The organism is Nibrella saemangeumensis (assembly GCF_039541915.1).
Taxonomy (GTDB): Bacteria; Bacteroidota; Bacteroidia; order Cytophagales; family Spirosomataceae; genus Nibrella; species Nibrella saemangeumensis.
Window position 1 is genome coordinate 253,122 of sequence record NZ_BAABHD010000005.1, and the last position, 23,538, is coordinate 276,659.

Genomic DNA, 23,538 nt, shown 5'->3' on the forward strand with positions numbered 1-23,538 from the left:
GTACATGGCGGGTTGTTCTGGAAACTACACTACCCATCATGAGTCAAACCGTATTAATCACCGGTGGTACCGGAACCATCGGACAACGCTTAACCCAACTCTTGCAGGAACAGGGCTACCAGGTCGCCTACCTTAGCCGCTCCACCAAACCCATAGCGAATGTCAAGGTATATCAGTGGGATGTAAAAAAGGGCACGCTGGACCCGCAGGCTATCCTTACCGCCGATTACATCATCCACCTGGCCGGAGCCGGTATTGCCGATGAACGCTGGACCGACGCCCGCAAAAAGGAAATACTGGAAAGCCGGACCCAATCGACCCAACTACTCGCCGATGCCCTCCGGACCACTCAGCACCACGTCAAAGCCTTTATTTCCACTTCTGCCATTGGCTACTACGGTGCCGACACCGGCGACCAGCCCATGACGGAGACCAGCACGGCCGGGACCGATTTTATGGCGCAGGTAGTACGGGCCTGGGAGCGCTCCGTTGACCAGGTAGCGGCTCTCGGCATCCGGACGGTAAAGCTGCGAACGGGGGTGGTGCTGACTATGGCGGGCGGAGCATTGCCAAAACTGGCGCAGCCGATCCGGCTCGGGGCTGGGGCCCCCATCGGCTCGGGGCAGCAATATATCTCCTGGATTCATATTGATGACCTCTGCCGGATGTTTACCCAGGCCATGACCGACAGCCGCTGGGAAGGTGTGTATAATGCCGTGGCTCCGGAGCCGGTGACGAATGAAGCCCTGACGCGTCAAATAGCCAAGGTGTTAGGCAAACCGCTGATTCTGCCGAAGATTCCGGCATTTACCATTAAGCTGATGTTTGGTGAGCTGGCCATTACAGTCCTGGGTAGCAGCCTGGTTCTCAACAAACGGATTCGGGATGAGACCGGCTTTCTGTACCAATACGGCAATTTATCAGCGGCCTTAGAACAACTAATGTGAATGTATTAATCTACAAAAATAGCATTTTTATTTACTAAAAAATTGACTGACATCTATGTTCCACTATATTTGCTGAAGCCCACTCAGGCCGACTTAACCATCTGAGCCAATAGCGCTGCTGCCTATTACTGGAACCACTACCGTACTTGTATGCTGCATACCTTATTAGTGAAAGCTAACAACCGTTTAGCTCCTCGCTTATTTGTTTTACTGGTTGACCTTACCATTACGATAGTGGCTTTTTGTAGCGCCTGGCTGCTTCGGTTTAATTTCCACATCGATTTACTGAACTGGCATACCGCTCACCTGCTCCTGCTGCTGGGCTGCCGGTTACTGGTATTTCTTTATTTCCGCTCTTTCTCCGGTATCATCCGGCATACCAGTCTGGAAGATACGGTTCTTATCAGCAAGGCCGTTACCGTCAGTAGCACCCTGGCCATTATGGGGTCGTTAGCTTTAAAAAATGTACTGCATAATCCCACGCTGTACATCCCCATCTCCATTCTGCTTATTGAATATTTTATCAGTACAGTTTTGCTGATTGGCAGCCGGATAGTGGTTAAATGGGTATATCGGTATATGCTCACCGGATTTGTGGGAGAAGCGATGCCTGTTCTGATTTATGGAGCCGGTGCTCTCGGTATCCAAACCAAAGAAGCGCTTCAGCAGGACCGTACCCGGAAATACCAGATTTTGGGATTCGTGGATGATAACCCCCGCAAAACCGACCGCGTTGTCCACGGCGTCCGGGTTTTCAACCGCCGGGAAGCCTTATCCCTGGTTAAGAAAATATCGTCAAAAGTACCTGTTCAGCTAATCCTGGCTATTAATGAGTTATCAACCGACCGGCGGAAAGATATAACAGAGCAGTTTCTGCCCCACCAGGTAACCGTGAAAATCGTGCCCTCCATGCAGGACTGGATACAGGGGCAGTTGAGTTCACAGCAAATCCGGGATGTACGCATTGAAGACCTGTTGGGGCGCCCGGTAATTCAACTCAATAACCAGAACCTCTACTCCTCCATACAAGGGCAGAACGTATTTATCACCGGCGCTGCGGGGTCAATTGGCAGCGAACTGGTGAGGCAGTTGATCCGCTATAAACCACATACACTGGTGCTGATCGATCAAGCTGAATCGGCGCTGCATGATCTGCTTTTTGAATTACGGCAGAGTATGAGCTACGCACTCCAGGAGACCGAACTAATCTCGCAGATTGCCGATGTAACGGACAAAGTCCGGATGCAACATATCTTCCGCAGCTTCAAGCCGGATTATGTCTTCCACGCAGCTGCGTATAAGCATGTTCCGTTGATGGAAATTCATCCGTACGAAGCCATCAAGATCAATGTATTCGGCACGAAGGTAATGGCGGATCTGGCGCTGGAGTCCGGGGCGAAAAAGTTCGTAATGGTCTCTACCGACAAGGCCGTTAACCCCACAAACGTAATGGGGGCTACCAAACGCCTGGCCGAAATGTATGTGCAGAGCCTGAACCGCTCTACCGGTGGGCACCCCACGAGCTTTATCGCTACCCGGTTTGGTAATGTGCTGGGGTCCAATGGGTCTGTGGTGCAGGTTTTCAAAAAGCAGATTGAAGCCGGTGGGCCCGTTACCATTACCCATCCGGAAATTATCCGGTACTTCATGACCATTCCCGAAGCCTGCCAGCTTGTGCTCGAAGCGGCCGTGATGGGCGTTGGGGGCGAAGTGTTCGTCTTTGATATGGGCCAGCCGGTGCGCATTGCCGACCTGGCCCGGCAAATGATCCGTTTGTCTGGCCTTGCGGTAGATGACGACATTAAGATCAAGGTTACGGGATTGCGCCCCGGCGAGAAACTCTACGAAGAACTGCTCTGCAGCAACGAAGCTACGCTGCCTACGCATAACCCAAAGATCATGATTGCCCGCGTAGTAGCGCCCAACCACTCCCTCATTGAGGATGCCCTGAAGGTACTGCGCGAGCAGATGCAATTGGGTGACGATATGGAATTGGTTGCAACCTTGAAAACCCTGGTTCCGGAGTTTATCAGCAATAACTCGATCTACTCAGCGCTTGATTCCGTAACCGGCTCGGTTAGCCCCAACTAATCCAGTAAAAAGTAAATTCTCTCCTCCATTAACGCAATTCACTTGCGCCGATTTTCTTTTGCCATAACTTTGCAGAAATCGTATGCTTGCATACTAATTCAGAGAATCATATGGCAGAAGCATTCATCTACGATGCCGTCCGCACACCCCGGGGCCGGGGTAAAAGCGATGGCTCGCTCCACGACGTACAGCCCATTCAACTCCTGACCAGCGTCCTGCGCGAGTTGCGTGACCGCAACGAACTGGACACTTCCCTTGTCGATGATGTCATCATGGGCTGCGTGACGCCTATCGGCGAGCAGGGGGCCGATATTGCCCGCACCGCCGTAATCGAAGCCGGCTACGCCGAGTCAGTGGCGGGTGTGCAGCTTAACCGGTTTTGCTCATCGGGTCTTGAGGCCATTAATATGGCGGCTGCTTACGTGATGTCGGGGCAGGTCGATGCCATCATTGCCGGGGGTGTCGAATCGATGTCGCGGGTGCCGATGGGCTCCGACGGGGGTGCCTTGTTCATGAACCCGCAGATTGTGGCCCGGCACAACATTGTTCCCCAGGGGATTTCCGCCGACCTGATTGCCACCAAGTACGGCTACAGCCGGAACGATGTCGATACCTTTGCGGCCGAATCGTACCGCCGGGCGACCGACGCCCAGCAGGCCAACCGCTTCAGCCGCACGCTGGTGCCGGTCAAAGATGAGATAGGGATCACCATCCTCGACCGCGACGAAGGCGTTCGGCCCAGCACCACCGTCGAAAGTCTATCGAAGCTGAAGCCTTCATTTGAGATGATGGGACAGATGGGCCTCGATGCCCTGGCCCTGCTGAAATACGCCGAGTACGATAAGATCAATCATGTTCACCATGCCGGCAACTCGTCGCAGATCGTCGATGGGGCCGCCGGCCTGCTCGTCGGCAGCCGTGAATTTGGGGAAAAGGCAGGGCTGAAGCCCCGCGCCAGCATTAAAGCCTTTGCCATTGTCGGCTCGGAGCCTACTATTATGCTGACAGGGCCGCTGCCGGCTACTGAAAAGGTCTTGAAGAAAGCCGGCATGAGCATCAGCGATATCGACCTGTTTGAGGTCAATGAAGCCTTCGCGGTGGTGCCGCTGCTGTTTATGGACAAGTTTGGCGTTGACCACGGCAAGGTAAACGTCAACGGCGGGGCCATTGCGCTGGGCCACCCACTGGGCGCTACCGGGGCCATTATCTCCGCTACCCTGCTCGATGAACTGGAGCGTTCTGACAAACAACTTGGCCTCTCCACCCTCTGCATCGGCGGAGGTATGGGTATTGCAACTATTTTCGAACGAATGAACTAACGCCATGGCTGCTATTAACTACGCCGTTGACCAAAGCGTTGCCATTATAAGCTGGAATATGACCAGCGCCCCGATGAATGTGCTGAATGACGAGTCCATTCCCGAGTTTGAAGCAGCGCTGAAACGGGCTTATGCTGATTCGGAAGTAAAGGGCATTATCGTTACCTCCGACAAAAACGAATTTGTAGCCGGAGCCGACCTGAAGATGATTCTGCGGAACAACGACAAAGACCCAGCGGAGATGCTGAAGGTATCGGCGGAACTGAACCGCATCTTCCGCGCGATGGAAACCTCCGGTAAACCCGCCGTGGCGGCCATCAACGGCACCGCGTTGGGTGGTGGTTTCGAAATCTGTCTGGCCTGCCACTACCGCATAGCCCTCGATACCCCCAAAACTCAGATCGGCCTGCCCGAAGTCACCATAGGGCTGCTGCCCGGTGGGGGCGGAACCCAGCGGCTACCCCGCATGCTGGGTATGGAGATGGCCCTGCCGCTGTTGGTAGAAGGCAAGCGGCTGAACCCCAAAGAAGCTTTGCAGGCAGGCCTTGTCAATGACCTGGCCGCCAGTCGGGAGGAGCTTCTGGAAAAAGCAAAAGCCTGGATAGCGGCCAACCCGTCGCCCTTGCAGCCGTGGGATGAGCGCGATCGCAAAACGGGGCAGATCGTCGGCAAAGACAACTTTAAAGTGCCCGGTGGAGCCGTGCAAAGCCCGATGGGGGTGCGGGTATTTAGTGGCGGTACAGCGATGCTGATGGACAAAACCCGTGGCAACTACCCCGCTCCGCTGGCCATTATGTCGTGCGTGTACGAAGGGCTACAGGTAAATATTGACCGGGCCCTGACGATCGAGGGCCGGTATTTTGTAAAAGTAGCTACCTCAAACGTAGCGAAGAACCTCATCCAGACTATGTTTCTGGGCATGAATGAGGCCAATAAGGGCGCTGGTCGGCCCAAGAACATACCGCCGACGGAGGTAAAAAAAGTGGGCATCCTGGGGGCTGGTATGATGGGCTCCGGCATCGCCTATGTCTCGGCGCTGGCCGGGCTTCAGGTGGTATTGAAGGATGTATCTGCCGCTGCCGCCGAGAAGGGTAAAGACTACTCCCGCAACCTGCTCAAAAAAGGTGTTGAACGCGGTAAAGTTGACCCGCTGAAGGTGGATGGTATACTGAACCTGATCCATGCTACCGATCGGGCAGAAGACCTCCGGGGCTGCGACCTCATCATTGAAGCCGTGTTTGAGAGCCGCGACCTGAAAGCACAGGTGACAAAAGGAGCCGAGCCGATGCTCGCCGAAAACGGCGTTTTTGCCTCCAACACCTCTACCCTGCCAATTACCGGACTGGCCCAGGCCTCGGCCAACCCCGAGAACTTCATCGGTCTGCACTTCTTCTCTCCGGTTGATAAGATGCAGCTGGTGGAGATCATCATGGGCAGGCAGACCTCCGACTACGCCCTGGCCCTTTGCATGGATTATGTGAAGAAGATCCGGAAAACGCCTATTGTCGTCAACGATTCACGGGGCTTCTATACCTCCCGGGTATTTGGCACGTACACCGCCGAAGGCATGGAACTGCTGAAAGATGGCGTCAATCCGGTGCTGATCGAAAACGCCGGTAAAGATGCTGGGATGCCGGTGGGGCCGCTGGCGGTTACGGACGAGGTAGCGCTCGACCTGGTGTATAAAATCTCCGGTCAGGCAGTTCACGATGGCGTGCTTCAGGAGACTGATACCAGCTACCGGATTGGTAAAACGTTTGTTGACCTGGGGCGGCTGGGCAAGAAAGCCAAAGCGGGTTTTTATGAGTATCCCGAAGACGGCAAAAAGTACCTGTGGCTTGGCCTAAGCGACCTGTTCCCGGTCAGTGAGCAGCAGCCAGCCATTGAGGAAGTCAAAAAACGACTGTTGTACCGGCAGGCGATCGAAACCGTCCGCTGTTTCGAGGAGGGCGTTATCCGCACTAAACTTGATGCCGATTTAGGCTCTGTTCTGGGCTGGGGATTCCCGCCTTACACCGGCGGCACGTTATCGTTCGTGGAGTTTGTAGGTACAGACAATTTTGTCAGGGAATGCGACCGGCTGGCCGATACCTACGGCGAACGCTTCCGGCCCACGGATAGGCTAAGACAACTGGCTGACCATGGAGAAAACTTCCACGAAATGAAGCGGGCCTAGGTTTCTGTAGAAGGTCGTCAGTAAAAGAGGTCTCCTATTGCCTTATTCTTCTGAATACCTTATATCCTGATTTCCTGGTTAGTCCCTGAACCGTATGAAGCGTATCTCCTTTTTCATTCTCTCTGTCTTAGCGGTTGTTACCCTGTTGGCCCTCGGAGCGTTTCTGTCCATCCGTAAACCGGCCGCGAAACGGCCGCCCAACATTGTCCTGATATTTATGGACGATATGGGCTACGGCGACCTGAACTCGTACGGTGCCTATGGCTATAATACGCCAAACCTCGACCGGCTGGCGATGGAGGGTATGCGGTTTACGCACTTCTACGCGGCTCAGGCGGTATGCAGTGCCTCGCGGGCCGCGTTGCTAACGGGATGTTATCCTAACCGCGTCGGTATAGCCGGTGCCTTGATGCCCTGGGCTAAAACGGGCCTTCATTCGGAAGAGACCACCATAGCCGAACTGCTCAGGCAGAAGAACTACACCACCGGGATTTTCGGAAAATGGCATTTGGGCCACCAACGCGAGTTCCTGCCGCTGCAGCACGGCTTTGATGAATACTTCGGCCTCCCCTACTCCAACGATATGTGGCCGGTTTATTATGATGGTAAACCGCACGACCCGGTCCGGCACCCTAACCGCGCCCAATATCCGGTGCTGCCCCTGATCGACGGAAACGATAAAGTAGACGAAGTAACGTCGCTGGAGGCTCAGGCCCTGCTAACCGCCCGCTATACCGAACGAGCCGTTCAGTTTATCCAGAAGAACCGTAACCAGCCGTTTTTTCTGTATCTGCCCCACAGTATGCCGCACGTACCGATTGCCGCATCCAAACGGTTTCGGGGAAAAAGCCCGATCGGGTTATATGGAGATGTAATGGAGGAAATTGACTGGTCGGTGGGCGAGGTGCTTAATGCCCTGAAGAAAAACAGGCTTGACGAGAACACCCTTGTTATCTTTACCAGCGACAACGGCCCCTGGCTCAATTTTGGCAATCATGCCGGCTCGTCGGGTGGGCTGCGGCAGGGAAAAGGCTCCAGTTGGGAGGGTGGTCAGCGGGTCCCGTGTATTGTTCGTTGGCCGGGGGTGGTACCAGGCGGTACCGTCTGCCACAAAATGGCTGCTACGATTGACATCTACACTACCCTGGCCGCTATTACTGGTGCTGCGTTACCCAATACCCGTAAAATTGACGGTGTCAATATACTGCCTCTGCTGAAAGGCGAGCCGGGCGCTAACCCACGTACGCATTTCTTTTACTACTACAACCGAAATGACCTGGAAGCTGTACGGAAAGACCACTGGAAACTGATGCTACCCCACAAAGGCCGCACCTATATGCCGCTGCCGGGCAATGACGGCTTCCCGGGTGCAACGCCGAATGACACCGTTCACCTCGCCTTATACGACCTGCGCCGTGACCCGGCTGAAACGTACGATACAAAAGAACAACACCCGGATATTGTAAAACAGTTACTCGAACTGGCCGAAACAGCCCGGCAGGATTTAGGCGATGCCCTGACAAAGCGTGATGGGGCGAACGTCCGCAAAGCCGGTTCCCTTGATATTAGCAGCAAGTAGCCTGATATGATAAAAACCACTCGTAACTTTTTTGCTTTTGCTGTTTCAGTGCTGGGCTTTCTAGCCTGTAGTACTCAGCCTGACCCTCAGAAAATAATTGATCAGGCTATTGATGCCCACGGCGGTAAGCGCTACGAGGATTTTAAAGCAGCTTTCGACTTCCGGCAATACCACATCCGGCTGGAGCACCAAAACGGCCGGTTCCGGTACCAGCGTAGCTATGCTGACTCCGCCGGCCGGAGCGTTCAGGAAACGCTCTCAAACGAAGGCCTGCAGCGCCTGGTGAATGGACAGCCGCAGACCCTGGACTCCGTTCAGCACAAGCGGTATTACGAAGCGGTGAACTCCGTAGCCTATTTTGTGCTGCTGCCTTATAAACTGAACGATCCGGCGGTAATAAAGAAATACGCCGGCGAAAGCATTGTTGACGGTCAGCCTTACCATAAGATCCAGGTGTCGTTCAGGAAAGAAGGCGGAGGGCTAGATTACGAAGATGTTTTCTTCTACTGGATACATCAGAAAAACAACACCCTGGATTACCTCGCCTACAGTGAGGGAGGTCCCAGGTTTCGGAAGACGATCAAAGCCAGTGAGGTTGGCGGTATCCGGTTTCAGGACTACGCCAACTACAAAGGAGACAAAAATGATACCACCTCGGTGGGCAGCTACGATGAAAAATACCAGCGTGGCGAACTCGAACTGCTGTCGCGCATTGAGCAGCAGAACATCCGGGTCGAATAGCACTTGTTAGGCAGAAAGCTTACTTTCGCAAAGACATTCTCAATCATCGCATGAACAAACACCGCTCGCTCCTCTATCTGGCCATACTGGCTACCACCAGCGGAGCTTTTGCCCAGTCGAAAACCACATCATCAGTCGCTAAATTACCCGAAGCCAACATAGCCCGCACCAGCGTAGAAGCGCATATTCGTTTTCTGGCTTCCGATGAACTTCGGGGGCGCCGGACCGGAGAACCGGGCAACATGGTGGCCGCCCGCTACATTGCCGAACAGTTTCGGTTGCTGGGCCTTAAACCAGCGCCGAACCAGACCGATTTTTACCAGAACGTACCTTTACAGGTTGTTAAGCCGGCCAGTTCAGGCTCGTTAACGCTGGGCGGTACTCCCCTCGAATTCAGGAAGCAATTTCTGGTTATAGCCGGCCCACCGGTAGACCTGAACACAGAAACGGCTTATATCGGTTATGGCCTTACCGACGGAGCCGATGGGTATAATGGTCGCGACGTTAAAGGCAAAATTGTGGTAGCCCAGGTTGGCTCATCCGATGGCGGAACCGGCAGTGGTATGCTGACCGCTTCGCAGCAGAAACGCCGGCTCGCGGCCGAGAAAGGAGCGGTAGCCTTGATCGAACTATACACCAGCGGTACAATGCCCTGGGCCTATGTGACCCAGATGCTGAACAGCGAGCAACTCTCCCTGGCAGCAGGAGGTACCCAAACATCATCCCTGCCTACGATCTGGGTCGATAACGCCAAAAACCAGCTGGGTTCCTTAAAAGAAGCAGGGCAGAAAGTGAGCCTGCAAACGTCGGGCCGGCCCTTGACTCCTGTTAATTCCGTGAATGTCGCCGGCATAATCGAAGGCACTGATCCCAAACTTAAAAATGAATACGTCATGCTGTCGGCCCATTTCGACCACGTTGGCGTGGCAAAGCCAGGCAGCCCCGGTTACAGTGAGTCCGATAGCATTTTCAACGGTACGCGTGACAACGCCATGGGCGTGGCCGGATTACTCGCAGCGGCCAAAGCCTTTAGCGAACAGCCACCCAAACGCTCGATCATTATTGTGGCGCTGACGGGTGAGGAGGTAGGTTTATTAGGAAGCCGCTACTACGCCGAACACCCGCTGGTACCGCTGAACCAAACTATTTTTAACCTGAACATCGACAATGCCGGCTACAACGACACCTCCATTGTATCGGTAATTGGCTTAGACCGCACCGGTGCCAAAGCCGATATTGAAGCTGGGGCCAAAGCGTTTGGCCTTAGCGTAGTAGGTGATCCGGCTCCGGAGCAAGGATTATTCGACCGGTCGGATAACGTCAATTTTGCGATCAAAGGGGTACCGGCCCCGACGTTCTCGGCCGGCTTCCGGACGTTCAACGAAGAGCTGATGAAGTATTATCACCGGGTAGCCGATAACCCGGATTCTATAGATTTTAATTACCTGCTGAAATTCTGCCAGGCTTATACCCATGCCGCCCGACTGATTGCGGATCGGCCAACCCGTCCCAAATGGGCCGCCGGTGATAAGTATGAACCAGCGGCTAAAGTGCTTTATGGTTTATAGGTTTCAGGCTCCAGGCTGAGTCCAAACCTGAAACAAGCAAACTATTCTAAGACTAGTTACGTTTGTAAAGTAGAAACGAATAATATCATGCTGATCAAGTATTTATTCATCGCCTTCCTGATCATTGTGTTTGTGCCGCCGGTGCGTCGGTTTGTGTTTTACCTGCTGGTCGGTCGCCAGTTGGTGAAGGAACAGAAAAAGCAGACGACCCGCTCCCGTCCAGGCCAGGAGGGAAAGACTCGTGTGGACAATGTGCCCCCCAACCCCAATGATTCCAAAATTCAGGGCGGTGAGTATGTTGATTACGAAGAAGTGAAATAACCAGACGGTATATAGCAAAAGGGACGGCCGAAAGCTGTCCCTTTTGCGTTTGGGTTATTCTGTTTCCGGTCGGTATTTGACAGCTACGCCTTCCAGAACGTAGCCGTTTGTAGTAGCAGAAGTGTAATATTTGTAACGAACATTCACCAGCGCATCGGCTCCCAGCCGCTTGGCCTGGAGCGACAAACGGGCCAGCAGCAACTCCTTCTCCTGCATATTTTTACCCCGTTGCACCATCCGTCCGTCTTTGGTTCGCTGCACAGGGTTAAGCGGAGTTTCCTCCTTCATCTCCAGCGCCTGGATTTCGGTAAAAGGCCGGTCGGGACGCTCGTTTTCGTAAAAAATATCAATTGGATAACGCGGGTGCGTAGAGATCGGAATAACGGGCCGAAAACACCCGGTCAATCCAATCAGTAGACCCATAACGACAAGTAGCTGTTTACTTCTCATAGTTCATATTGTAAGTCTAACCGCTGCAGCACCTCATCAACCACTCGTGGGTAATGCCGGTGTTCGAGCACCTGCACCTTCCGGGCTACTGCCTCGGCATCATCCGTCGGCTCGACCGGACACGTGGCCTGAAAAATTACCTGGCCTTCATCGTACTGCTCATTCACAAAATGAATGGTGATACCTGACTCCGTCTCCCCGGCCCCCACTACAGCTTCGTGTACAAAATGCCCGTACATACCCTTGCCACCAAACTTCGGCAGCAGCGCAGGGTGAATATTGACAATCCGGTTCGGAAACGCCTGCACCAGCGGGACCGGCATCAGCCACATAAAGCCGGCCAGCACAATCAGGTCGACTCCCTGTTTCTGCAACAGGCTGGTGACCTGATCGGTTTGATAAAAACCCGTTCGGTCAAACAGCAGCACCGGTATATGATACCGCCTGGCCCGCTCAATGACGCCCGCTTTGGGGTTATTCGACAGAATCAACGAGATCTCCACATCGGAGCGGTCGGCAAAGTACTCCGCTATTTTCTCGACATTGGAGCCGGAGCCGGAGGCAAAAATGACAATCGAACGTTTACGCACAACTTAACGGCTAGGTTGGGGCCGGATACTCGACCGCTGCCGCGAAATTACGACTTTTACTTATTTTTGCCGGAACGTCGCCGACGATGTGCTAACTCTGCCTCTATGCTGACCACCCAACAGCTGACATTTTCGTATACACCCACCAAACGATTTGCGTTTCCGGACATTCACTGCAACGACCGCGAAGCGTTACTGATCCTGGGCCGGTCGGGAACGGGCAAAACCACCCTGCTCCACCTGCTGGCACTCCTGCTGAAGCCCGAGAGTGGGTCTGTTATCATCAACAATACCGACCTGACCCGGCTCAACCCCGCCGAAACAGCCGCGTTCCGGGCTGCCCACGTGGGCATTGTCTACCAGAAGCCACACTTTGTCAGCTCCCTATCGGTTACGGATAACCTGCTGCTGGCCAATTACCTTGCCAACAAGCCACAGGACCGGGAGCGGGCCAGACAACTGGCCCAGCAACTGGGATTCGCCGATCACCTTGGCAATAAAACGACGCAGATCAGCCAGGGTGAACAGCAGCGCGTGTCTATTGCACGGGCCGTTATGAATCATCCGGGCGTTATTCTCGCCGACGAACCTACGTCCAACCTCGACGACGAGAACTGCAACCGCGTAGTGGAATTACTGCGAAAACAGTCCGAGCAAATTGGTGCCAGCCTGATCGTGGTGACGCACGACCAGCGCCTGAAAGACATTTTTACCAACCGCGTGCAATTGTAAACTCCTTTTTCCTGTCCTTATACCGGTATGCCCAAAATCATTTTGCTCCTGCTGCTGCCCTTGTTAAGCGTTGCGCAGAAGCCGTCGAAGAAAGATTATCTGGTTACGCTAAAAACGGATTATGGTATGATGCACCTTATCCTGCACAACCAGACGCCGAAGCATAAGGAGAACTTTATCAAACTGGTGGAGCAGAAGTTTTACGACGGTCTGTTATTTCACCGCATCATTGAAGGTTTTATGGTTCAGGGGGGCGATCCTAACTCCCGCTCGGCCGCAGCCGGTCAGCCACTGGGCAGTGGTGATATTGGTTATAAAGTACCCGCTGAATTTATGCCGGAGCTGTTCCACAAAAAAGGAGCCGTGGCCGCTGCCCGTGACAACAACCCGGAGAAAGCATCGAGCGGGTGCCAGTTCTACATTGTGCAGGGACGGGTGTGGGATGACGAAAACCTGCAAAAGCAGATGGCCCGCAGCGGCCGACCTTTTACCGACGAGCAGAAACAAACTTACAAAACCCTGGGCGGCAGTCCCCACCTCGACGGAAACTATACCGTATTCGGGCAGGTAATTGACGGCATCGCGGTGATAGACAGCATCGCCAAACAACCGCGAGGTCCGATGGACCGGCCCAACCAGGATATTCGTATGGCGATGGAAGGTAAATGGGTGAAGAAGAAAAAGATAACCAAACAGTTCGGCTACCAGTATTAAACTATAAATAAAGTATCAAGGCAACACTCAACACCTGATGGAAAAACGACGCATACTGATCACCGGCTCCAACGGACTCCTGGGCCAGAAGTTAGTAGACCTACTCACGCAGGAATCCAACGTGGACCTGATCGCCACCGCCCGAGGAACCAATCGACTGCCCTATACCGACGGCTATACCTACCGGTCCATGGACATTACCGACCGGCAGCAGGTACTGGACGTAATCGCCGAAACCCAACCGCAGGTCATCATCCATACGGCCGCCATGACCAACGTTGACCAGTGCGAGTCGGAGAAAGACAACTGCTGGGCACAGAATGTACAAGCCGTCGAATACCTCGTGGAAGCCTGCCGGGCCAATAATACCTTCCTGGTCCACGTCTCTACCGATTTTATTTTCGATGGAGCAGCCGGTCCGTACAGCGAAGAAGCCGAAGCCAATCCGATCAGTTTCTACGGCTGGAGCAAGTACGCTGCGGAGAAAGTGGTTATTCACTCCGGCATCCGTTGGGCGATCGCCCGCACGGTACTGGTCTACGGTATTGCCCACGACATGAGCCGCAGCAACATCATTCTGTGGGTAAAAAAATCGCTGGAAGATGGTAAAAATATTAAGGTAGTTACAGACCAGTGGCGCTCTCCAACATTGGCTGAAGACCTCGCCATGGGCTGCTGGCTCATGGCCGATAAAGCGGCAGAAGGTATCTTCAATATCTCCGGCAAAGATTTTCTGACGCCCTACGAAATGGCCATTATGACCGCCGATTATTTCGGTCTGGATAAATCCCTGATTGCCCAGGCCGATGCCTCTACCTTTACCCAACCCGCCCGACGGCCGCCCCGCACGGGCTTTGTTCTGGACAAAGCAGTCTCGGTACTCGGCTATGCGCCCCACAGTTTCGAGGAGGGTATTGCGGTGTTGGCAGGGCAGTTGAAGCCGTAATGGCGAACCACCGCTGGTACGTTTCAGGCTGCTTCTACCGGTGCAATCACTTCCGCCGTTCGTTTTGGCGGAATGTAGTGCCGGAAAAAGCTCTGGATCTTCATCTGAATGACGCCAATGACCGCTTCTTTGAAGATTCGGGTTGACATTTTGGACACGCCTTTGGTGCGGTCGGTAAAGATGATGGGCACCTCGGTGAGGGTGAAACCGTACTTCCAGCAGGAGAACTTCATCTCGATCTGGAAGGCGTACCCAACAAAGCGGATCGGATTTTGCAGGAGCGTTTCCAGCACTTCGCTCCGATAGCAGATAAAACCGGCCGTAGGGTCCATTATAGGCATACCGGTTATAAACCGCACATATACGCCGGCAAAGTAAGACATCAGCACCCGCCCCATGGGCCAGTTCACCACATTAACGCCTTTAATGTAGCGCGAGCCTATAGCCACATCGGCACCCTGCCGGGAGCAGGTATTGTACAGCCGCACCAGATCGTCGGGGTTGTGCGAAAAGTCAGCATCCATTTCAAACAGGTAGCGATATCCCCGTGCCAACCCCCATTTGAAGCCATCGATGTAAGCCGTGCCCAGACCCAGTTTGCCCCGGCGCTCCAGCAGGTGCAGATGACCCGCAAACTCATCCTGTAGCATACGCACGCACTGCGCTGTACCGTCGGGCGACCCGTCATCGACAATCAGCACATCAAAATGTTCCGGCAGGCTCAGCACCTTCCGGATAATGGCTTCAATGTTCTCAATTTCATTGAAGGTAGGAATGACGACTAAACTCTCTTTCACAATTACGGTAGCGCGTTAATGGTGTCGCTATTAGTAAAACAACTTTTGGTCCGGGATAGTACCCTATCAGACACAAAATAGCACTTTTTCCGGCTTAGTTTACACCCTTTTTAACATCTTTTAACCACTTCTACATCGGTTTGGCGGTGCTGTCTGCCTTTGTATCCTGTAAATTCTCCACCACCTGCTTATAGATTTGCTCCATCAGCTTCGGCCGGGACGAGTAGTATGTATAACTCTGATTGTAGGTAGTGGTATCGATCTTGTGCTTTTTGAAAATGTCCCGCTCCAGACGCTTGTAAACAACCGCCGATGAATCGGGAGAGCCTAACGCTAACTTACCGACTTGCGCTTCGGCCAGGTGAATATCTGTCAGGACGTTGACCATTTTTTCTTCGGGTATCAGGTTAGCCGGCTTTTTATCGGTCGATGGCCGACAACTCCAGATGACCAGCAGCAGGCCTGGCAACACCAGGCTCTTTATTACTTTTATCCAGTTCATGCCAATCCCGGTGTTTTCATCGTTAGTTTTGTATAACTGCATCCCGACAAAGTTCGGTATTTCTTCCTCAGCATGGATGAATTTTTAGCCCGGCTCCGCAATTTTGAGATTCGCATCCGTAAAGCTGTTAACTCACAGATGCGGGGTAGCTTTCGTTCGGTCTTCAAAGGCTCCGGCCTGGAGTTTAGCGATCTGCGTTCGTACCAGTACGGCGACGATGTACGGGCCATTGACTGGAACGTATCCTCTAAAGGCCATGGTACGTTTGTTAAAGTTTTCCGGGAAGAGAAAGATCAGACCGTATTTTTTGTGGTCGATGTCAGTGCGTCGCAGGAAGTAGGCAGCCAGAGTCGCTCTAAACTGGACACGACCCGGGAGGTTTGCGGGGTACTGGCCATGTCGGCCATTCGCGAAGCCAGCCACGTTGGCATGTACTGCTTTACCGATCAGAAAGAGAAATACATTAAACCGTCGAATACACTGAAGCAGGGATACCAGTTAATTATGACCTTGTTTAAGCTAAAACCCGAGTCGGTCAGGACCAACCTCAACGATGCGCTGCTGTTTACCCTTAACGTGCTGAAACGCCGGAGCGTGGTCATTCTGATTTCCGATTTCATTGACCAGCAGTACGAGCATAGCCTCAAGGCCCTGGCCCGCAAACATGACCTGGTAGTTATTCATATGTATGACAAACGAGAGGTGGATCTGCCGGCATTGGGCATCATTCCGGTCTACGATGCCGAAAGCCGCCGGACTGTCTGGATCAATACCTCATCGCGCAGCCTGCGTCAGAATCTGCGCACCTCCTTTGAGCAAAACCGCGCCCGGCTGGACCGGCTCTGTAAGCAATACAAGGCCAATTACCTCGCCCTGGATGCGCAACAAGACTTTGTACCGCAATTGGTCGAGTTGTTCAGAATCCGGAAATATATATAGTTGCCCGATGGAATGGCTCGGTAAGCCGATTTTTTGCTAATTTTATCCTGTGGACCGTAGACTTGTATTCACTACTCTTCTTGGCTGTTTTCTTTCGCTATCGCTCTGCGCGCAGCAACTGCCTGGTAGCAGTATGGTTATTGCCACTCCCCGGCCGGTGGGTTACTTTCTCACAGATTCATTTGAGGTAGGGCGTCCGTTCCGGTACTCGCTGAGTGTGCGGCATCCGGCGCACCAGGAGGTTGTCTTTCCGGATACAGCCCGGCAGTTTGCCCCGTTTGTCGTTCGGGAATTGAACGTTTACCCAACCCGAACGGATTCCACCGGCAGCCTCGATAGTGCGGTTTACACCCTGATTTCGTTTGGAACCGCATCAGCCTATCTGTTACGAATGCCGGTGTATCTGGTCAATGCTACCGACTGCACGGCCTTGTGGGCTTCGGTGGATACCGTATTCCTTCGCTCGGCTCTACAGACCAGCCGCCTGGATACGCTCCAGCTCGCTACAACAACGACCATAGCTCCTGTGAAGCAGCAGCTAAACTACCCGTACCTGCTGACGGCGCTGCTCATTACCGCGCTGGTAGCCGGTATCATCTACTCGATTTTCGGCAAATCCATTGAACGCCACTGGGCGCTGTATCTTTTGTACCAGCGGCATATGCGCTTCCTGAAGGAGTATAACCGGCTTATTCGGGGCATGGACCCGGATACGGCCGCCGACACCGCCAACCGAATGGTCGTGTTGTGGAAAATCTACCTGCAGAAACTCAAGAACAAGTCGTTTACGTCGCTGACAACCCGGGAAATCGTTGAACAGATTGCCGATGACCGGCTGGCCGACGCCCTGAAAGAGGTAGATCGCATGGTGTACGGCGGTACGTTCTCTCCCCAGTCTCAGGCGGCTCTGCGGGTGTTGCGCGACGTAGCTACGCAAGCGTACTACCGTCGCCGGGAGAAGATAAAACCATTATCGCCCACTAGAATTCCTCCGGTTCCATCACCTGCCAGCCCGCCTGTTGCGGTACCAGAACCGGCAGCCACCACTCAACCGGTATAGCGAATGACCCCCTGGTATTCATTACGATGGTTTACACCCAGCCAGTGGCAGCAATTTCATTTTGATCATCCGTTGGCTCTGTACGCTATTCCGACGGTACTCTTGCTATTCGGCCTGCGATACCTGCTGCACCGGGGAGCCGGACAGCGGCTTAGTCTGTCGTTTTCACCCCGCACCTCACCCCGTCGGGATCTGCTGAATTCGCTTCTGAACCGGCTGCGGTATTTGCTGCCCCTGAGTGCGTTTATCGCCGTAAGTTTAATTCTGGTGGCGCTGGCGCGGCCACAGATTATCCGGGAGCAAAAAGAAAACCAGTCGGAGGGTATCGACATTATGCTGGCCATCGATGTATCGTCGTCGATGACCGAAAAAGACCTGAAACCCGACCGGCTGACGGCGGCCAAACGGGTAGCCCAGACGTTTATTGCCGACCGCCAAAACGACCGCATCGGTCTGGTCATCTTCGCGGGCGAAGCGTTCTCCCTATGCCCCCTCACGACCGACAACGCTCTGGTGAAACAGTATCTGAACCAAATCAATCACCACATTATCCGGACCTCCGGTACAGCCATCGGCGACGCGCTGGCCCGCTGCATTAACCGGATGCGCGAATCTCGTGCCAAGAGTAAAGTAGTCATCCTGCTCAGTGATGGCGATAATACCGCCGGTAGCCTGGACCCGGTTACGGCCGCCCATCTGGCTAAGGCATTTGACATTAAGGTATACACGATTGTTATCGGACGGCCACCCAAAAGCGCATCTGTTGCCGTACAAACGATGGATGAAGGTATTTTGAAAACAATAGCCTCCATCAGCGAGGGTAGCTTCTACCGGGCTGGCGACGTTCGCAAACTCCAGCGCATTTTTGCCGAAATTAACCGGCTGGAGAAAGCGCCCATGCGGACGCAGGTGTACCAGGATGTTCAGGACTACTACCGCGTCTACCTGTACTGGGCGCTGGTCTTCCTCCTCTTCGCCCTGCTGCTGAAGAACACAATTTTTGGCAATATCTTGGAAGACTAACTTAATGCTTAGGGCTTACTACAACGAAAATGTCCGCGAGGCCGGGCTGGATGAGGTAGGGAGAGGATGTCTGGCTGGGCCGGTGGTGGCCGCAGCGGTCATTCTGCCGCCGGACTATGGCCATCCGGTACTGAACGACTCCAAACAGCTAAGCCGTACGCAACGGGAAGCCTTACGAATCGATATTGAACGGGATGCGCTGGCCTGGGCGGTGGCGGAGGTATCGAACGAAGAGATTGACCGCATCAATATCCTGAAGGCCAGTTTCCTCGCCATGCACCGGGCCGTTGACCAGCTTACGGTGCAACCGGAGCATCTGCTGGTGGATGGCAACCGGTTTGTCAATTACCCGCTGATTCCGCATACCTGCATCATCAAAGGCGATGCCAAATTTCTGTCGATTGCCGCGGCTTCCGTACTGGCAAAAACCTACCGCGATCATTTAATGGAAAAGCTGGCGCTGGATTTTCCCCACTACGGCTGGGAGCAGAATGTCGGCTATCCTACACCCCTGCACAAAGCGGCTATTCGGGAGCACGGCCCCTGTCACTATCACCGGATGAGCTTCCGGCTGGCCTAATCACGCTTTCCGCTTATAAAGCGGCACGGTGCTGCATGGCTCACCGAACATCAGCGTCTGGACAACCGGCTTTAGTAGGCGGGTAATTTCTACATAAGCAGCTGTAGGTACGGGTACTTTGCTGCACCCCTTTACCACCATGCGGGCGTCACGGTACTCTTCGGGCTTAATTTGGGCAATGGCGTCAAAATATAGTTTTTCTTCCAGATCGTTCAGGGTGCCGAACACGACCATATTGACGTAGGGCTGGAGCTGGAGCGTTAGCAGCATATAGGCCCAGGTTGGGATAATGGCATCTTCGGTGCAGGTTACAGCTACATTTTTGCCGGCATACTGGCTCCAGTCGTGAGATTTCAGAAACTCACGGAAGTCTTTTTCTTTCAGAATGAGTCCCATATACAGATTGTCTTTCAGATCGTAGACAACCCGTTCGCCGGGGTGGTAATAATCTTCTAAATCGAGGGTAACGAGACCGCTTTTGGCGACGCGGTTTACAATAGGTTCGGTTTCCATACTGTCGGACTTTCTGTCCAGACAACGTAAGGCCTGACAGGAAAGTTTGTGAAACAGCGGAAGGACCTTAGATTTGGCTATGCCTTACTTCTCCATGCGACTTGTTCATCTCCTGTTGCTACTCGGTTTGCTGACAGCCTGCCGCACTAGCCGGCACACAGCCCGGTCTATGCCTAAACCCCGCGTGCTGGTGCTGACCGACATGACCAGTATCCGCGCTGGCGAACGGGAGCCGGACGATGCCCAGTCAATGATCCGGCTCCTGTTGTACAGCAACGATCTCGATCTGGAGGGTTTTGTTGCTTCTTCCAACCTAAGACACGGCCAGGAAATCCGTCCCGAATTGATCCATGAGTTGATCAATACGTACGGAAAGGTGTTGCCTATGCTCCGGAAGCACGATGCGGCCTACCCGGCAGCGGAGCACCTGCACACGCTGGTAAAAAGCGGCCAGCCCATTGCAGCGCCGAATCTCCCCGTCGAAGCCTCGGTTGGCGACGGGAAAGATACCGAAGCCTCCGCCTGGATCATCCGCCGGGCCGACGAGTCCGATAACCGCCCCCTGTACATTCTGGCCTGGGGTGGTACCGCCGATCTGGCGCAGGCACTCTGGCGCATTCGGCAGGACCGTACACCCGAGCAGGTAACCGCCTTCTGTCGTAGGCTCCGCATTCACGCAATCAATAACCAGGATCAGACGGCTACGTGGATTAAAGATAACTTTCAGGGGTTGTGGTACGCTACCCGCACCCTGGGTATACGGGGCATGTACCGGGGTGGAGATACATCCCTGGTACGCTCGGCCTGGGTGCACCGACACATTCACGGACATGGGGCATTGGGCGAAAGCTATCCGGATTACAAAGGAGGAGACATCTGGTCGGGACGGCTGGGGCGCGTGAGCGGCATTAAAGAAGGCGACACGCCCTCCCTGCTGGCCATGCTTACCAGTACGGGACTTAACGACCCCAGCCGCCCGGAACTTGGCGGCTGGGGCGGCCGCAGCTTACCTGATTCCGTGTCCAATCGCTACGTGGACGCCATCGACCTGCCCACAAACCCCAACGCCCCTGACCCACGCATGAGCAGTGTCTATCGCTGGCGTCCCGCGTTTCAGGCCGATTTTCAGGCCCGGCTTGACTGGTGCATCTTCCCTCCCGGGTCCGCCAATCACCGGCCCAGCACTGATCAGCCTGCCATTCGGCAGATTCAGGCCCGGCCCGGGCACTTGGTTCAGCTAAAGTCCAGCCGCTGGCGGGACCCCGACGGTCATTCCGTAGAGGTCCGGTGGGAAGTCTACCCACCCAACCCAGCTGTACAGCTCCCCGCTGAAACAGGTCAGACGCCGTCACTCCGCGCTCCTCAACAACCCGGCACCTACTGGCTGATTGAAGCCGCTACGGATAACGGTGTACCTGCACTTACGAGTTATAGAAGGGTGGAGTTGATTGTGAAATAAAATAGCCAAAATCACACAACCGCCTTCTTCGGCTTCGTCACCATAAAGTCTTTCAGGTAGAACGGCTCAAAGGTGGCAACATCTTCAAACTGGTTGTCGGCGAAAGCCTGAGCAGCTAGCTGGCCGACCGTGCGAGCCGACGGCCGGATGTCCAGATCGGGAAAGATGGCGTTGGCGTGCTGGCTCAGCAGGGCCCGGCACTTGGCGGCACCGTCGCCAAAGAAAACCACGGGGTGTTCTGCCAACCATTCGTCAAAGGAATGCTCGTCGACAATTTTGGCGGTAGTAGGCAGCAACTCCCGACCGGTAGTATCAGCAATAGCGCAGTAGACCTCCATGCGCCGGGCGTCCAGCATGGGGCAGAGCAGATAATTTGCCGGGAAAACGGCACGGATTTGCTCCGCCATAGCCGCCAGGGTATTGACAGCCAGCAAGGGCTTTTCCAGGGCAAAACACAGTCCTTTTGCCGTGGATACACCGATCCGAAGCCCGGTGTAGGAGCCAGGGCCTTTGGCTACGGCGATAGCACCCAGTTGTGCCAACTCATGGCCGGTATGGCGCACTACGTCACTAATCAGCGTCGTCAGCATGGCCGATGAGGTACGCTCCGTAAATAATTCGTAGCTCCCTAGTAGCGTCTCCTTCTGGTGCAACGCTACCGAGCAAACCGTCGTAGATGTATCAATTGATAGTATTAATGGCACCCTGTAAAAAATTAAGAGTTAAGCAGGCAGACGGAATTAACCCATCTGCCTGCTTAACTCAGCACGCTTAATTCTTATTTTCCTTTTAGCAGCGTCTGGTAGCGGTTCATGTCTTTGAACAGGTCCAGGGCGGCTTTGATCTCAGGATCGGTCGTGAAAGAAGTTTCTTTCATCCCCTTCTGCAGGTAATAGTGGCCGGCGATTTCCTGTTCCAGCAAGGTCTTGATTTCGCCTTTGAACGTATTCAGGTCAGCATCTTTGCTGTGCGAGACTTTGTTCTTCAACGCTTTGATCTGATCCTGAATCTGGTCGAAGTACTTTTCTTTCTTAGCCGAAGCCTCCAGATCACCCAGATCTTTTTCAACCTGCGTGGTGTAGTCGTATTCTTTGTCCTTCAGCCACTTGGTAAAGTCCTGGTACTCGGCATCAGTCAGGCGGAACTCGCGGGCCGGCTTAATGGTCGGGTGCTCGTGGTGGTACTTTACGGCATAGTCGAAGATCAGGCCTTTGTTGTTCAGGCTTAAGGCAATTGGTGTTGGTGTGGCCGCTTCGGTCGTAATGTCTGGAGTTACCCCACCGCCGTCGTATACCACACGGCCATTGCGGGTTTTGAATGCAGTCTTTAGCGAATCAGGTATTTTACCAACGCTGCCATCCGGGTTGCGGTGGCTGTAGTCGATGGCCTGGATACAGCGGCCGCTCGGAATGTAATATTTCGCCGTGGTGATCTTCAGCTTGGTATTAAACGAGAGTTCGCGGGTGGTTTGTACCAGTCCTTTGCCGTACGTCCGCTGGCCAATAAGCACCCCCCGGTCGTAGTCCTGAATCACGCCCGACACAATCTCGGCGGCCGATGCGCTCCGGCTGTTGGTCAGCACTACCAGCGGCATCTCGGTATCCATGGCCGGATACAGCGCATTGTAGGTCTTGTTCCACTCGGTTACCTTGCCTTTCGTGGTTACCACCTCCGAATCTTTTGGAATAAAGATGTTGGCAATGTCGATAGACATATTGAGGAGTCCGCCCGGATTCTCGCGTACATCCAGAATCAGCTTCTTCATGCCCTTGCCCTTTAGTTCGGTGAAGGCGTTCCGTACTTCGCGGGAAGCCGTGCTGGTAAAATCTTTCAGATCGATATAGCCAACTTCATCGGTAATCATGCCGTAAAACGGCACGTTGGTCATCTTCACCACATCGCGCATGACCGACAGTTCCAAGGGTGCTTTTTGCCCATAACGGTTCACCGTGAGCTTCACTGCCGTACCATTTTGGCCACGAAGCAGTTTACCGGGGTCCATCTCACGGCGGGTCTTTACGTCAACGCCGTCAACCTTTAGAATTTCGTCGCCAAGCTGCAAGCCTGCCTTTTCGGCGGGAGTACCCTCATACACCATCATCACAATGCTCTTTCCCTGGCGGGTTCCGATCAGGGCACCAATGCCGTTGTAACGGCCGGTAGTCATCGTCATGTAATCTTCAATTTCGTCTTCGGCGTAGAAGTTAGTGTACGGGTCGAGGGCCTTCAGCATGGCGTCGATACTCGTTTTCACCATCCGGTTCGGGTTGATCTCATCCACGTAGTACATGTTCAGTTCTTTGAACAGCGTAGCGTAAATGTCGAGGTTGCGGGCAATCTCGAAAAACCGGTCGTCGTTGCGGAACGACACAAAGGTAATGCTGACCGTCAGCAGCAGGGCGGAGGCTGCTAGTGTAAGGCGTTTACGGGATAGCATATGAATAGTTGGCAGTTTACAGGTACACAATAAAACCGGTAGTCTGACAGTATG

General features: G+C 53.9%; 23 protein-coding genes. 16 read left to right on the top strand and 7 right to left on the bottom strand.

All coding sequences use genetic code 11. The annotated features are described in order from the left end of the window. Window positions 1-38: 38 nt before the first annotated feature. From ABD949_RS02990 to ABD949_RS03025, 8 genes are all read left to right on the top strand, one after another. Window positions 39-947 (top strand): TIGR01777 family oxidoreductase, encoded by a 909-nt coding sequence (locus tag ABD949_RS02990; protein ID WP_345240408.1) that lies wholly within the window; start codon window positions 39-41, stop codon window positions 945-947. Window positions 948-1,097: 150 nt separating this feature from the next. Further along, a complete protein-coding gene (locus ABD949_RS02995) occupies window positions 1,098-3,038 on the top strand; it encodes a polysaccharide biosynthesis protein (RefSeq protein ID WP_345240410.1) in 1,941 nt (646 codons plus the stop codon). A gap of 110 nt (window positions 3,039-3,148) precedes the next feature. Continuing rightward, entirely contained in the window at window positions 3,149-4,357 is a 1,209-nt protein-coding gene (locus ABD949_RS03000; RefSeq protein WP_345240412.1) for an acetyl-CoA C-acetyltransferase, read from the top strand. A gap of 4 nt (window positions 4,358-4,361) precedes the next feature. After that, a complete protein-coding gene (locus ABD949_RS03005; RefSeq protein ID WP_345240414.1) occupies window positions 4,362-6,533 on the top strand; it encodes a 3-hydroxyacyl-CoA dehydrogenase NAD-binding domain-containing protein in 2,172 nt (723 codons plus the stop codon). A gap of 94 nt (window positions 6,534-6,627) precedes the next feature. After that, window positions 6,628-8,112: a sulfatase family protein gene (locus tag ABD949_RS03010; RefSeq protein WP_345240416.1), complete on the top strand. Its 1,485-nt coding sequence runs from the start codon at window positions 6,628-6,630 to the stop codon at window positions 8,110-8,112. Window positions 8,113-8,118: 6 nt separating this feature from the next. Then, on the top strand, window positions 8,119-8,853 hold the full coding sequence (locus ABD949_RS03015) for a DUF6503 family protein (protein WP_345240418.1): 735 nt from the start codon (window positions 8,119-8,121) through the stop codon (window positions 8,851-8,853). A 50-nt stretch (window positions 8,854-8,903) separates the two neighbouring features. Beyond that, window positions 8,904-10,421 carry a M28 family peptidase gene (locus tag ABD949_RS03020; RefSeq protein ID WP_345240420.1) on the top strand — a complete coding sequence of 506 codons (1,518 nt, stop codon included), beginning with the start codon at window positions 8,904-8,906 and terminating at the stop codon, window positions 10,419-10,421. 87 nt (window positions 10,422-10,508) lie between these two features. After that, a complete protein-coding gene (locus ABD949_RS03025) occupies window positions 10,509-10,742 on the top strand; it encodes a DUF4834 domain-containing protein (RefSeq protein WP_345240422.1) in 234 nt (77 codons plus the stop codon). 54 nt (window positions 10,743-10,796) lie between these two features. On the opposite strand, the gene ABD949_RS03030 is transcribed toward ABD949_RS03025, so the two are convergent. Next, on the bottom strand, window positions 10,797-11,165 hold the full coding sequence (locus tag ABD949_RS03030) for a hypothetical protein (RefSeq protein WP_345240424.1): 369 nt from the start codon (window positions 11,163-11,165) through the stop codon (window positions 10,797-10,799). A 23-nt stretch (window positions 11,166-11,188) separates the two neighbouring features. Next, window positions 11,189-11,782: a phosphoribosylglycinamide formyltransferase gene (purN, locus tag ABD949_RS03035; RefSeq protein ID WP_345240426.1), complete on the bottom strand. Its 594-nt coding sequence runs from the start codon at window positions 11,780-11,782 to the stop codon at window positions 11,189-11,191. A gap of 105 nt (window positions 11,783-11,887) precedes the next feature. Here purN and ABD949_RS03040 point away from each other — a divergent pair, with 105 nt between their 5' ends. Genes ABD949_RS03040 through ABD949_RS03050 form a run of 3 tightly spaced genes read left to right on the top strand, consistent with a single transcriptional unit; the run spans window position 11,888 to window position 14,174 of the window. Further along, a complete protein-coding gene (locus ABD949_RS03040; protein ID WP_345240428.1) occupies window positions 11,888-12,514 on the top strand; it encodes an ABC transporter ATP-binding protein in 627 nt (208 codons plus the stop codon). Window positions 12,515-12,541: 27 nt separating this feature from the next. Further along, window positions 12,542-13,228 (top strand): peptidylprolyl isomerase, encoded by a 687-nt coding sequence (locus tag ABD949_RS03045; protein ID WP_345240430.1) that lies wholly within the window; start codon window positions 12,542-12,544, stop codon window positions 13,226-13,228. 37 nt (window positions 13,229-13,265) lie between these two features. Next, a complete protein-coding gene (locus ABD949_RS03050) occupies window positions 13,266-14,174 on the top strand; it encodes an SDR family oxidoreductase (RefSeq protein ID WP_345240431.1) in 909 nt (302 codons plus the stop codon). A 23-nt stretch (window positions 14,175-14,197) separates the two neighbouring features. On the opposite strand, the gene ABD949_RS03055 is transcribed toward ABD949_RS03050, so the two are convergent. Both ABD949_RS03055 and ABD949_RS03060 read right to left on the bottom strand, forming a co-directional pair. Further along, a complete protein-coding gene (locus tag ABD949_RS03055) occupies window positions 14,198-14,971 on the bottom strand; it encodes a polyprenol monophosphomannose synthase (RefSeq protein WP_345240432.1) in 774 nt (257 codons plus the stop codon). 130 nt (window positions 14,972-15,101) lie between these two features. Continuing rightward, window positions 15,102-15,473 (bottom strand): DUF4296 domain-containing protein, encoded by a 372-nt coding sequence (locus ABD949_RS03060; protein WP_345240434.1) that lies wholly within the window; start codon window positions 15,471-15,473, stop codon window positions 15,102-15,104. 72 nt (window positions 15,474-15,545) lie between these two features. Here ABD949_RS03060 and ABD949_RS03065 point away from each other — a divergent pair, with 72 nt between their 5' ends. From ABD949_RS03065 to ABD949_RS03080, 4 genes are read left to right on the top strand one after another with little or no spacing between them, the layout of a single operon-like run. Beyond that, window positions 15,546-16,412: a DUF58 domain-containing protein gene (locus ABD949_RS03065; protein ID WP_345240435.1), complete on the top strand. Its 867-nt coding sequence runs from the start codon at window positions 15,546-15,548 to the stop codon at window positions 16,410-16,412. 49 nt (window positions 16,413-16,461) lie between these two features. Next, window positions 16,462-17,472, top strand: a complete 1,011-nt coding sequence (locus tag ABD949_RS03070; protein WP_345240437.1) for a hypothetical protein — start codon at window positions 16,462-16,464, stop codon at window positions 17,470-17,472. Window positions 17,473-17,475: 3 nt separating this feature from the next. Beyond that, window positions 17,476-18,495: a VWA domain-containing protein gene (locus ABD949_RS03075; RefSeq protein WP_345240439.1), complete on the top strand. Its 1,020-nt coding sequence runs from the start codon at window positions 17,476-17,478 to the stop codon at window positions 18,493-18,495. A 4-nt stretch (window positions 18,496-18,499) separates the two neighbouring features. After that, the gene (locus ABD949_RS03080; protein ID WP_345240441.1) at window positions 18,500-19,075 is read left to right on the top strand and encodes a ribonuclease HII; all 576 of its coding nucleotides are present in this window, start codon (window positions 18,500-18,502) and stop codon (window positions 19,073-19,075) included. On the opposite strand, the gene ABD949_RS03085 is transcribed toward ABD949_RS03080, so the two are convergent. Further along, a complete protein-coding gene (locus ABD949_RS03085) occupies window positions 19,076-19,588 on the bottom strand; it encodes a DUF2480 family protein (RefSeq protein ID WP_345240442.1) in 513 nt (170 codons plus the stop codon). A gap of 169 nt (window positions 19,589-19,757) precedes the next feature. Here ABD949_RS03085 and ABD949_RS03090 point away from each other — a divergent pair, with 169 nt between their 5' ends. Next, window positions 19,758-21,047, top strand: coding sequence for a DUF1593 domain-containing protein (locus ABD949_RS03090; RefSeq protein WP_345240444.1), 1,290 nt, complete (start codon window positions 19,758-19,760; stop codon window positions 21,045-21,047). 11 nt (window positions 21,048-21,058) lie between these two features. Here ABD949_RS03090 and tsaB read toward each other — a convergent pair whose 3' ends face one another. Both tsaB and ABD949_RS03100 read right to left on the bottom strand, forming a co-directional pair. Beyond that, the gene (gene tsaB, locus ABD949_RS03095) at window positions 21,059-21,751 is read right to left on the bottom strand and encodes a tRNA (adenosine(37)-N6)-threonylcarbamoyltransferase complex dimerization subunit type 1 TsaB (RefSeq protein WP_345240445.1); all 693 of its coding nucleotides are present in this window, start codon (window positions 21,749-21,751) and stop codon (window positions 21,059-21,061) included. 74 nt (window positions 21,752-21,825) lie between these two features. Next, on the bottom strand, window positions 21,826-23,484 hold the full coding sequence (locus ABD949_RS03100) for a S41 family peptidase (RefSeq protein ID WP_345240447.1): 1,659 nt from the start codon (window positions 23,482-23,484) through the stop codon (window positions 21,826-21,828). Window positions 23,485-23,538 lie beyond the last annotated feature (54 nt).